We start from the raw sequence: 11,387 nt of genomic DNA on the forward strand, positions 1-11,387 counted from the left end.
CGTTGTGTTAACAATTGGAAATTACGTAGGGGGATACCTGAAATGATGTACTTTGATGAGGCGATTGACGCCGTAGCAAAAATTAAAGTAATTGGAGTCGGGGGCGGCGGGTCAAACGCTGTCAACCGCATGATCGAGCACGGAGTACAAGGTGTCGAGTTCATCGCCGTCAACACGGACGCGCAAGCACTCAACATGTCGAAAGCGGACGTTAAGCTTCAACTCGGAGCGAAATTGACGCGTGGCCTCGGTGCCGGCGCGAATCCGGATATCGGTAAAAAAGCGGCGGAAGAGAGCCGCGAGCAGTTGATTGAAGCGCTCGATGGCGCGGATATGGTCTTCGTCACAGCTGGTATGGGCGGAGGAACCGGAACGGGGGCAGCACCTGTCATCGCCGAGATTTCAAAAGAAATCGGAGCGCTCACGGTCGGTGTCGTCACGAAACCGTTCATGTTCGAAGGACGCAAACGGATGCAACACGCCCAACACGGGATTCAAGCGTTCAAAGAAAAAGTCGATACACTCATCGTCATTCCAAACGACAAGTTGCTTGAAATCGTCGAGCGCAACACGCCGATGATCGAAGCGTTCCGTGAAGCGGATAACGTCCTTCGCCAAGGTGTCCAAGGGATCACGGACTTGATCGCCATTCCTGGTCTCATCAACCTTGACTTCGCTGACGTCAAGACGATCATGACGGAAAAAGGTTCGGCACTCATGGGTGTCGGTGTCGCCACTGGCGAGAACCGTGCCGTCGAAGCAGCGAAGAAAGCCATCTCATCTCCACTTCTCGAGTCTTCAATCGAAGGCGCGAAAGGTGTCTTGATGAACATCACAGGCGGACTTAGCCTCAGCTTGTATGAAGTCACGGAAGCAGCTCAAATCGTTCAAAGTGCCGCAGATGAAGAAGTGAACTTGATTTTCGGTTCGGTCATCAACGAAAACTTGAACGACGAGATTATCGTTACCGTGATCGCAACTGAATTCGCAGAAGAAGCGCAAGGGACGAACCCGTTCCTTCAACAACCGAAGAAACAACCGGAAGCTGAAGTGAACCGTGAGGCTCAACCGAAAGCGCAAGAAGCTGCGCCACAAGATGAAGGGAACTTCCATAGACCGGTCTATGGTGGGGACGTCCCAGACGAGACGATCAACATCCCAGCGTTCGTAAGACAACGCCGTAACTAAACAACAGGGGGTGCCGGTTCTCGGCATCCCCTTTTTCTAAAAAAGGAGAATCATATGCGACTGTTACATACATGGGAAACCGAAACGTATCGCTATCAGGCTTATGTGACGACCCGGACGGACGGACATAATGAAGGCAACGTCGGACTCCACGTCGGCGATGACGCAGATCAGGTCGTCGCCAATCGGGAGTACTTCTTTGACGCGGCCGGTCTTGCCCTCGCGGATTCGGTGTGGGCCGACCAAGTCCATCAGACGAACGTCGAAGTCGTCGGTGACGCCGACCGCGGCAAAGGCGCGTATTCCTATGACGAGACGATTCCGGCGACGGACGGCCTCATCACGACGGCCGACGCGTTGCCACTCGCCCTCGTCTTTGCCGACTGTGTCCCGCTCTTCTTCTGTGCCGAGGACCATGGCGTCATCGGTGTGGCCCATGCCGGGTGGAAAGGGACGGTCGGGAATATCGTCGCCGCGATGACGGATGCGTTCGCCACGCTCGGCGTTCCGGCCGAAGCCATCGACATGTTCGTCGGGCCGGCCATCACAGCCGAACATTATGAGGTCGACCGCCGCGTCCTGGATGCGGTCGAAGCGGTCTCACCGGCTGCGTATGCATCAGCGGTCATGGACGAACGAGCGGGCCATGCCCGTCTATCCCTGCAGCAAGTGAACGAGACGCTCGCTGTGGAACGAAATATCGAGGTCACCCAATCGAACTTGTCGACCGTTTCTGATCAGACGTTTTTCTCGTATCGGAATGGAGACGCCAAGCGTCGTTTTGCGGCCGTCCTCGTCAAGGAGAAGAAATCGTGAGTATAGCCAATAATGTGAAGCAAGTCAGACAGACGATCGACGCGCATCGGGCCGATCAAGCGGTGACGCTCATCGCGGTCACGAAATCGGTCGGTCCCGACGTGGCGAACGCCCTCTATGCAGAAGGCATCCGCGACTTCGGCGAAAATCGTCCCGAAGGATTGCTTGAGAAAGTCGAGCAGTTGCCGGCTGATGCCAAGTTCCATTTCATCGGCAGCCTGCAGACACGTAAAGTGAGACAAATTATCGACCATGTGGCAGCGATTCATTCGCTCGACCGCATCTCGCTCGCCGAAGAGATCGATAAACGCGCCCAAGGCGTGATCGATTGTTTCGTGCAAGTGAACGTATCGGGCGAAGCGTCAAAACATGGTCTCGAAAAAGAGGAAGTCATCCCGTTCATCGAGAACTGTAAACAGTATCCTCACGTGCGGATCATCGGCCTGATGACGATGGCCCCGTTCACAGAGGACGAGACGGTGATTCGGGAGACGTTCCGAAACTTGAGACAGTTGCGCGATGACGTCGCGCGTCATGCCTATGCGCATGCACCGTGTACCGAACTGTCAATGGGTATGTCGAACGACTACACGTTGGCAATCGAAGAAGGCGCATCGTTTGTTCGTATTGGAACCGTACTTGTGCAATAATATATTTTAAGGAGGAATCCGTTATGTCAATCAAAAACAAAATGAAGGACTTCTTTGGACTCGAGGAAGATCCGAACAACCAGTTCGAAGGAGACGAGTATGCTGTCGCCGAAACGAAGACACAACCGATGACGGAGGCAATCGTCAAAACGGAGGACCGTCCGAAAACATCGAACAATATCGTCGCGTTGAACACGAAGAAGAAAGAACGTTCAAAAGTCGTCTTGGCCGAGCCGCGTGTATTCGCTGAGGCCCAAGACATCAGCGACCAGTTGAAAGAAAACCGGGCCGTCATCGTCAACCTTCAACGGATGTCGAAAGAGCAGTCTCGTCAAGTCGTCAACTTCTTGTCAGGTGTCGTCTATGCGTTAGAAGGGACGATGACGTCGATTGGACATAACACGATTCTATGTACTCCGAACAACATCGAGTTGACGGGGTCGATCTCGAACTTGATTTCGGAGGACGAACTCAATAGTAAAGGGTGGTAACTGAATGGAAAATGCTATACCTGCGTTAGGCAACACGATCGTTACATTGCTTGGATATTATAGCTGGGTCTTGATTGCCTATATTTTATTATCGTGGTTCCCGAATGCGCGTGAATCAAAATTTGGTCAAATCTTGTCGTATCTGTGCGAACCGTTTTTGAATCCGTTTCGTCGCATCATCCCACCAATCGGCGGGATGCTCGACATCTCCCCAATCGTCGCTTTATTTGTGCTACGGATGGCGCAATTTGGAGTGCGTGCGATTTTCGGTATTTAAATGAGCGTCTTCGATCATTATCGACCGAATGAACGGGCATTTATCGAGCAAGTGCTCGATTGGGTTCAACAAGTCGAGGACAACTATATGTTGAAAGTGACGGACTTTTTAGATCCACGCGAGCAACAAATCGTCCGGCAACTCGTCGGCAAGCAGCTCGCGATTTACGAGGATGGCGGATTTGTCGGCGCGGAACGGCGTCGTCTCATCCTGGCCCCGGATTATTACGAGCTCGACCCGAACGACTTCGAGATTGCGATTCGTCAAATCGACTATCCGACCAAATTCGTCGAATTGACGCACCGTCAAGTGACGGGGACGCTCTTGAACGCCGGGTTGAAGCGGCAGAAGTTTGGAGACGTCGTCCTCGACGAGGGCATCGCGCAATTCGCCACGACGCGTGAGGCGGCCGGTTTCATCGAGATGAACGTCGATCGGGTCGGCAAGGCCCGGATTCGCATCTCAGAAGTGGCGCCCGAAGCCGTGCTCGTCGTACCGGAAGTCAAATGGAGCGATGAGTTCGGCATCGTCTCATCACTCCGATTTGACACGGTCGTCAGCGAAGTGCTCGGGTTATCCCGACAAAAAGCCCAGGCGCTCGTCAAACATGGAGACTGTAAAGTGAACCATAAACCGATCGATGATCCGAGCTTCATCCTTGAACCAGACGATTTGGTCTCGATCCGAGGGTATGGCCGTGTCAAACTGACGGCGATTCTCGGCTCGACAAAGCGTGAGAAAATAAAAATCCAGTATGGCATCATACGTTGAACTTAGGAGGAAAGTCGAATGGCGTTGACACCGATTGATATTCATAATAAAGAGTTCTCGACTCGTTTTCGCGGGTACGACATCGATGAGGTCAATGAATTTTTAGATCAAATCATTAAAGAATTTGAACTATTGATTCGTGAGAATAGAAGGTACGAAGAACTCGTCAACGATATGCAAGCTCGCATTGACTACTTCTCCTCGATGGAAGACACGTTGAACAAATCGATTATCGTCGCCCAAGAGGCAGCCGAAGAAGTGAAGACGAACGCGGCCAAGGAAGCGAGTCTCATTTTGAAGCAAGCTGAACGTGAGGCGCTCGCCCGTGAGGAAGAAGCGTCACGCAAAGAGCAGCTCGCCGAACGTGAAGTCATTCAAATGCTCAAGAAAGTCGAATTGTACCGGACCCGGTTCCGCGTCCTCGTCGATGCTCAGATGGAGCTCTTGAACAGTACAGAATGGGACACGATTGTCGGGGAGCCGCCGGTCCAGACGGTTCTTGACGATACGACCGAACTTGCGTATAATGACGACGAAGTCATACCAACAAAACATCACGGATAATACACAATACGTCGATTAGGACACGTCGATAAAGTCATACCTACGAAGCGACTTAGGGAAGGTGCAAGCCTAAGAGAAAGACTTTATCGGTATCCCCTATGAGTGTCGGGCTGAAGTTAGTAAGCGCGACCGCCTGACCTCGTTATCGGTTACCAAGAGCGGTCTCGAGGGTTTCCTTGAGATTAGTAGGGTGGTACCGCGAGTCGACCAACTCGTCCCTATTAGGGGCGGGTTTTTTTGTTGTCAAAAAAAAGTTGCAGGAGGAGTTTCAATGAACTACAAAGACACACTATTGATGCCTGACACAGAGTTCGCGATGCGCGGAAATCTGCCAAAACGTGAGCCAGCGATGCATGAGGCTTGGGAACAAATGGACCTATACAACCGCGTCCAAGAGAAAAACGCCGGGAAACCGCAATACATCCTTCACGACGGACCTCCGTACGCGAACGGCGACATCCATATGGGCCACGCGCTCAACAAAGTATTGAAAGACATCATCGTCCGTTTCAAATCATTGAACGGCTACCAGTCACCGATGATTCCGGGCTGGGACACACACGGTCTCCCAATCGAGAACGCGCTTCAAAAAGCGGGTGTCAACCGCAAAGAAATGACGGTCGCCGAGTTCCGTGAGAAGTGTGCAGCGTATGCGATGGAACAAGTGAACTCGCAACGTGAACAGTTCAAACGCCTCGGGTTGCTCGCTGACTTTGACAACCCGTACATCACGCTCCTCCCAGAATACGAAGCGGCTCAAATCCGTCTCTTCGGGACGATGGCCGAAAAAGGCTACATCTATAAAGGGAAGAAACCGGTCTATTGGTCACCTTCTTCTGAATCGGCGCTCGCTGAGGCGGAAATCGAATATTATGACAAGAAGTCACCGGCCATTTACGTGGCGTTCCAAGTCGTCGACGGGAAAGACGTTCTTCAGACGACCGATCATTTCGTCATCTGGACGACGACACCATGGACAATTCCAGCCAACCTCGGGATCGCGGTCAGCGACGAGTTGACGTATACGCGTATCGAGCATGACGGCAAAGGCTATATCGTCGCCGAATCGCTCGTGGAAGAAGTGACGACGGCACTCAAGTGGACGGATTACACGGTGAGCGGTTCTTGGAACGGACGTGAGTTCGAACACATGACGGCGCAACACCCGCTTTACGACCGGACCTCGCTCGTCATGATTGGCGATCACGTCACGGCTGATGCGACAGGTCTCGTCCATACGGCACCTGGACACGGGGAAGACGACTATCGTGTCGGACAAGCGTACGGACTCGACGTCTTGTGCCCGGTCGACGACCGTGGTTATATGACGGATGAGGCGCCAGGTTTCGAAGGCTTGTTCTATGAAGACGCGAACAAACAAATCGGGATGAAGCTCGAAGAGAACGGCTATCTCCTCAACTTGAAATTCATCAAACACTCGTACCCGCACGACTGGCGTACGAAGAAACCGGTCATCTTCCGCGCGACACCGCAATGGTTCGCCTCAATCAAAGACTTCCGTGCCGATATGCTCCGTGAAATCGAAGAAGTGAACTGGGTGCCGGAATGGGGCATGACACGTCTTTACAACATGGTCCGTGACCGTGGGGACTGGGTCATCAGCCGTCAACGTGCCTGGGGTGTTCCAATCCCGATCTTCTATGCCGAAGACGGAACGGAGATCATCACGAACGAGACGATCGAACATATCGCCAACTTGTTCCACGAGCACGGATCGAACGTCTGGTATGAGCGTGAAGCGAAAGACTTGTTGCCAGCAGGCTTCACACACCCGAACAGCCCGAACGGCGAGTTCCGTAAAGAGCTCGACATCATGGACGTTTGGTTCGACTCAGGTTCGTCACATGCGGGCGTACTCGAACAGCGCGACAACTTGCGCCGCCCGGCCGACTTGTACCTTGAAGGATCGGACCAATACCGCGGCTGGTTCAACTCGTCACTCTCGACGGCTGTCGCGACGACTGGCAAAGCGCCGTATCGCAACGTGCTCAGCCACGGTTTCGTTCTCGACGGAGACGGACGCAAGATGTCGAAGTCACTCGGTAACACGATTGCACCGAACGACCTCGTCAAACAGTACGGAGCAGAAATCGTCCGTCTTTGGGTGTCGTCGGTCGACTATCAGTCAGATGTCCGCGCGTCACACGATAACTTTAAACAAGTGTCGGAAGTATACCGGAAAATCCGCAACACGTTGCGCTTCTTGCTCGGTAACTTGAACGGATTCGACCCGTCGATGCGTGTCGCGTTCGAAGACATGCCGGAAGCGGACCGCTTCATGGCGACAAAACTCAAACAGCTTCAAGCGAAAGTCGTCAAAGCATACGACACGTTCGACTTCATGGCCGTCTATCACTTGAGCCATAACTTCTGTGTCAACGAGTTGTCGTCATTCTATCTCGACTTCACGAAAGATATCCTGTATATCGAGCGCGAAGATGATGCGCGTCGTCGTGCCGTTCAAACGGTCATGTATGACACGGTCGTCACGCTCACGAAATTGCTCGCCCCAATCCTTCCGCACACGGCGGATGAGGTGTGGCAAGAAGTGCCGGCGAAACAAGGGGATAGCGTCTTCTTGACGGACCTTGACGAAGTAGCGGCATTGTCGGAAGACGAGAAGGCGTTGCTTGCGAAATGGTCGAAGTTCCTCACGTTCCGTGACGACGTCTTGAAAGCGATCGAGATTGCACGTGGTGAGAAATTGATCGGGAAACCGCTCGAAGCGAAGTTGCTCGTCGCGCCGAAAGGTGAGACGAAACAGTTGCTCGAGACGATCGACAACGTGCGCCAATTGCTACAAGTGTCACAGCTTGATTACGTCGACTCGGCTGATGTCGATTATGCGACAGCCGAAATCAGCGTCTTGAAAGCTGATGGTGCCGCTTGTGCCCGCTGCTGGACGTACTCGATTGAACTTGGTCAAGACGAACAGCACCCAGAGCTTTGCCCGCGTTGTACAGAAGTCATCGCATAAGCCGGACCGGAGTGGCGATCGTCCACTCCGGTTTCTTATGACTTGAAAGGAGAATCTGATGAAACGTTACTACGGATTAGCACTTTTCCTCATTTTGCTCGACCAAGTGACCAAATGGATCGTCGTCCAGACGATGACGATCGGACAGTCGATTGAACTCATCCCTGAGTTGCTTTATTTGACGTCTTACCGTAATAAAGGTGCGGCTTGGGGCATGCTCGAAGGGCAGATGGTGTTCTTCTTTATCGTCACGGCCATCGTCGTCGTCGGTTTGATTTACTTCTTGCATAAAGAAGTGAACGGGTTCGATTTGCTCGGTTATAGCGTCGGGTTACTACTCGCCGGTGCCATCGGGAACTTTATCGACCGTCTCTTCCGCGGAGAAGTCGTCGACTTTGTCGACACGTACCCGTTCGGATACAACTTCCCCATTTTTAATGTCGCCGATATGGCGCTCACGTTCGGGGTCATCTTTATGATCATCGGCGTCTTGTTCGAAGAAAAATTAAACAAAGAAAGGGGACAATCGTAATGGAAACTTACACATTTGTCGCCGAAGAAAAGGCTCGTATCGATAAATGGATGAGCGAACAAAGTGATTGGTCACGTTCGCAAATCCAAGACTGGATCAAGGCGGGAGACCTGCTCGTCAATGGACAGATCGTCAAGCCGAACTATAAATTGCAAGAAGGCGACGAAATCGTCGTGACGGTCCCAGATGCCGTCGAACTCGAAGTGTTACCTGAGGATATCCCGCTCGACGTCGTCTATGAGGACGAGGATGTCATCGTCGTCAATAAGGCACGCGGCATGGTCGTCCATCCGGCGGCCGGCCATACGTCAGGGACGCTCGTCAACGCGCTCCTTTACCACTGTGACGATTTGTCAGGCATCAATGGCGTCAAACGTCCAGGCATCGTCCACCGCATCGACAAAGACACGACCGGTCTTCTCATGGTCGCGAAAAATGATGTGGCCCACGAATCGCTCGCGAGCCAGTTGAAGGATCGTAAAATCAAGCGTGAATATATCGCCCTCGTCCACGGCGAAGTCGCCCATGAACTTGGGACAATCGAAGCGCCAATCGGACGTGACACGAACGACCGTCAACGGATGACGGTGACCGACAAGAACGCGAAAGAAGCGATCACGCACTTCCGTCTGCTCGAGCGATACAAAGATTTCACGCTCGTCGAGTGTAAATTGGAGACGGGACGGACGCACCAAATCCGCGTTCACATGCGTTATATCGGCCATCCGCTTGCTGGTGACCCGAAATACGGTCCACGCCGTACGATTCAATTGAACGGTCAGGCGCTCCACGCGGCGACGCTCGGTTTCTTCCATCCACGCACGAACGAATGGCTTGAATTCGAGGCGAAACTCCCAGCCGACTTCGAGGCGGAGCTTGCCAAATTAGACAAAATCGAGAAAACGCGTTGACTTTCAACCGATTCCGATTTATAGTCTAGGAAGCATAACACCTTTAAACCCAGTCCAGAGAGGCTGTGAAAGGATTGTGGCCGCGGCCACGACACGTCGATTATTTGAGGCAGAGGTCTGCCCTCACATATGAAGACTTCCTTTTCCAGCCGGATGAGGAAGTCTTCTTTTTTTATATAATTTGTGAGAGGGGGGAACTAGTTGAAACGTTCCACCATTTTAGACGAAGCGGCCATCCGCCGCGCACTTACCCGAATTGCCCATGAGATTATCGAGCGAAACAAAGGGACGGACAACGTCGTACTCGTCGGGATTAAAACCAGAGGCGAGACGCTCGCCGACCGGCTCGCCCGCCGAATCGAAGAAATCGAAGGCAAACCGATTGCCCTCGGCAACTTAGACATCACGCTCTACCGGGATGACTTATCAAAGAAATCACTCGACCCGGAAGTGAAAGCGACCGAGTTACCGCATGATATCAACGGCAAGACGGTCGTCTTGATTGACGACGTCCTTTATACAGGCCGGACAGTGCGGGCTGCCATGGACGCGCTCGTCGACCACGGTCGGCCGGATTATATCCAGCTCGCCGTCTTGATCGACCGCGGACACCGTGAGTTACCGATTCGCCCCGACTTTGTCGGCAAGAACGTCCCGACGTCGAAGTCGGAACAAGTCGTCGTCAGACTCAGTGAAGTCGATGCGACCGACGAAGTATTCATCAAACAGCAATAATCAAAAACCTTTAAGGTGGTCCAGAGAGGCCAGGAAGGAGAACCACATATGAAACCCATCCTCAACATCCACGAGCGTCCCGCTCACTTACCGCAATGGCTGCTCTTCAGCCTGCAACACGTCTTCGCCATGTTCGGAGCGACGATTTTAGTCCCGATTTTGACGGGCCTAAGCACGTCCGTCGCCCTCGTCGCTTCCGGTGTGGCCACGCTCTCATTCCTAGCAATCACACGTTTCAAAGTCCCAACTTATCTCGGATCGAGCTTCGCGTACATCGCGCCGATTATCGCCGTCAGTCAACAATGGGGTGTCGAAGCCGCCTTGTTCGGAGGCATCATCGCCGGTTCCGTCTACGGCGTCGTCTCGCTCGTCATCTATAAGACAGGCGTGAACTGGTTGCTACGCTTGCTGCCGCCGGTCGTCGTCGGTCCGGTCATCATGGTCATCGGCTTATCGCTCGCACCGGTCGCCATCGACATGTCGATGAATAAGGACGGGGCATACAACGGAACGTTCATCACCGTCGCGTTGCTCACGCTCGGTATTACGATTCTCGCCATGACGACGCTCAAAGGAGTATGGGGCGCTGTTCCGATCTTGTTCGGAATCATCGGTGGTTACTTCATCGCCGCACTGTTCGGAATCATCGACTACTCGGCGCTCGGACAAGCGAGTTTGTTCCAACTGCCTGACTTCACGATGGTGTTCGTCGACTACATGCCGATGTGGCAAGTCGGGGCACTCCTCGCCATCGTCCCAGTCGCACTCGTCACGATGACGGAACATATCGGCGACCAGATGGTCACGTCGAAAATCATCGGCCGCGAGACGATGAAAGACCCAGGTCTCCATCGGACCCTCCTCGGCGACGGGGTCGGGAAAGCGGTCGCCTCGGCACTCGGTGGTCCACCGTGTACGACTTACGGTGAGAACAACGGGGTCATGGCTATCACGAAAGTGTATAGCGTCTACGTCATCGCCGGAGCGGCGCTCATGGCCATCAGTTTCGGATTCCTCGGACACGTCGAAGCGTTCATCTCGACGATTCCGAACCCGGTCAAAGGCGGCATCTCGATCCTCTTGTTCGGGGTCATCGCCTCGAACGGTCTCCGGACGATGGTCGAGAGCAACGTCGATCTCGCCGAGAAACGCAACCTCATCATCGCCTCGGTCATCCTCGTCATCGGACTCGGTGGGGCGATGGTTCAACTCGGTAGCTTCCCGGTCCAAGGGATGGCGCTCGCAACGGTCGTCGGGATTCTCTTGAACGCCTTCTTGCCAAAAGCGGAAAGCGTGGAAGAACCTGCTGCCGAAACAACTGAAGACACACGACAAGCAAGTAACTTTTAATTCGATCCCGTGAGGTCGGCAAAGTGAAGGCTCGTTTATTTGGGTGTGTTCTGCCCAGATAAAGGCGTCCCTTCACGTAGGTGAAGAGACGCCTTTTCTCTTTG

12 protein-coding genes are annotated in these 11,387 nt (G+C 53.3%); all 12 read left to right on the forward strand.

What is annotated here, in order from left to right; all coding sequences use genetic code 11:
• Positions 1-42: 42 nt before the first annotated feature.
• The gene (gene ftsZ / locus KNP71_RS01240) at positions 43-1,188 is read left to right on the forward strand and encodes a cell division protein FtsZ (protein ID WP_021067047.1); all 1,146 of its coding nucleotides are present in this window, start codon (positions 43-45) and stop codon (positions 1,186-1,188) included.
• Between the two features lie 54 nt (positions 1,189-1,242).
• On the forward strand, positions 1,243-2,004 hold the full coding sequence (pgeF, locus tag KNP71_RS01245) for a peptidoglycan editing factor PgeF (protein WP_214713829.1): 762 nt from the start codon (positions 1,243-1,245) through the stop codon (positions 2,002-2,004).
• The gene (locus KNP71_RS01250) at positions 2,001-2,654 is read left to right on the forward strand and encodes a YggS family pyridoxal phosphate-dependent enzyme (RefSeq protein WP_214713827.1); all 654 of its coding nucleotides are present in this window, start codon (positions 2,001-2,003) and stop codon (positions 2,652-2,654) included. Before pgeF ends, KNP71_RS01250 begins: the two co-directional genes overlap by 4 nt.
• A gap of 23 nt (positions 2,655-2,677) precedes the next feature.
• Positions 2,678-3,145, forward strand: coding sequence for a cell division protein SepF (locus KNP71_RS01255; protein WP_029595732.1), 468 nt, complete (start codon positions 2,678-2,680; stop codon positions 3,143-3,145).
• 4 nt (positions 3,146-3,149) lie between these two features.
• A complete protein-coding gene (locus KNP71_RS01260; protein WP_021067051.1) occupies positions 3,150-3,422 on the forward strand; it encodes a YggT family protein in 273 nt (90 codons plus the stop codon).
• Entirely contained in the window at positions 3,423-4,193 is a 771-nt protein-coding gene (locus tag KNP71_RS01265; protein ID WP_214755774.1) for a YlmH family RNA-binding protein, read from the forward strand.
• A gap of 18 nt (positions 4,194-4,211) precedes the next feature.
• A complete protein-coding gene (locus KNP71_RS01270) occupies positions 4,212-4,757 on the forward strand; it encodes a DivIVA domain-containing protein (protein ID WP_021067053.1) in 546 nt (181 codons plus the stop codon).
• 271 nt (positions 4,758-5,028) lie between these two features.
• Positions 5,029-7,755: an isoleucine--tRNA ligase gene (ileS, locus tag KNP71_RS01275; protein ID WP_214755775.1), complete on the forward strand. Its 2,727-nt coding sequence runs from the start codon at positions 5,029-5,031 to the stop codon at positions 7,753-7,755.
• A gap of 58 nt (positions 7,756-7,813) precedes the next feature.
• Positions 7,814-8,287: a signal peptidase II gene (gene lspA, locus KNP71_RS01280; protein WP_214710567.1), complete on the forward strand. Its 474-nt coding sequence runs from the start codon at positions 7,814-7,816 to the stop codon at positions 8,285-8,287.
• Positions 8,287-9,198, forward strand: coding sequence for an RluA family pseudouridine synthase (locus KNP71_RS01285; RefSeq protein ID WP_021067056.1), 912 nt, complete (start codon positions 8,287-8,289; stop codon positions 9,196-9,198). Before lspA ends, KNP71_RS01285 begins: the two co-directional genes overlap by 1 nt.
• Positions 9,199-9,399: 201 nt before the next feature.
• Positions 9,400-9,933, forward strand: a complete 534-nt coding sequence (pyrR, locus tag KNP71_RS01290; protein ID WP_021067057.1) for a bifunctional pyr operon transcriptional regulator/uracil phosphoribosyltransferase PyrR — start codon at positions 9,400-9,402, stop codon at positions 9,931-9,933.
• Positions 9,934-9,981: 48 nt separating this feature from the next.
• A complete protein-coding gene (locus KNP71_RS01295; protein WP_214713821.1) occupies positions 9,982-11,283 on the forward strand; it encodes a uracil-xanthine permease family protein in 1,302 nt (433 codons plus the stop codon).
• The last annotated feature ends 104 nt before the right edge of the window (positions 11,284-11,387 follow it).

The organism is Exiguobacterium sp. s56 (genome assembly GCF_018618255.1).
GTDB classification, from domain to species: Bacteria; Bacillota; Bacilli; order Exiguobacteriales; family Exiguobacteriaceae; genus Exiguobacterium; species Exiguobacterium chiriqhucha.

Bases quoted from the DNA above. Each gene is read 5' to 3' on its own strand.
- ftsZ (WP_021067047.1), top strand. From the start codon at position 43: ATGATGTACTTTGATGAGGCGATTGACGCCGTAGCAAAAATTAAAGTA.
- KNP71_RS01285 (WP_021067056.1), top strand. From the start codon at position 8,287: ATGGAAACTTACACATTTGTCGCCGAAGAAAAGGCTCGTATCGATAAA.
- pgeF (WP_214713829.1), top strand. From the start codon at position 1,243: ATGCGACTGTTACATACATGGGAAACCGAAACGTATCGCTATCAGGCT.
- KNP71_RS01255 (WP_029595732.1), top strand. From the start codon at position 2,678: ATGTCAATCAAAAACAAAATGAAGGACTTCTTTGGACTCGAGGAAGAT.
- KNP71_RS01265 (WP_214755774.1), top strand. From the start codon at position 3,423: ATGAGCGTCTTCGATCATTATCGACCGAATGAACGGGCATTTATCGAG.
- KNP71_RS01295 (WP_214713821.1), top strand. From the start codon at position 9,982: ATGAAACCCATCCTCAACATCCACGAGCGTCCCGCTCACTTACCGCAA.
- KNP71_RS01270 (WP_021067053.1), top strand. From the start codon at position 4,212: ATGGCGTTGACACCGATTGATATTCATAATAAAGAGTTCTCGACTCGT.
- KNP71_RS01260 (WP_021067051.1), top strand. From the start codon at position 3,150: ATGGAAAATGCTATACCTGCGTTAGGCAACACGATCGTTACATTGCTT.
- ileS (WP_214755775.1), top strand. From the start codon at position 5,029: ATGAACTACAAAGACACACTATTGATGCCTGACACAGAGTTCGCGATG.
- lspA (WP_214710567.1), top strand. From the start codon at position 7,814: ATGAAACGTTACTACGGATTAGCACTTTTCCTCATTTTGCTCGACCAA.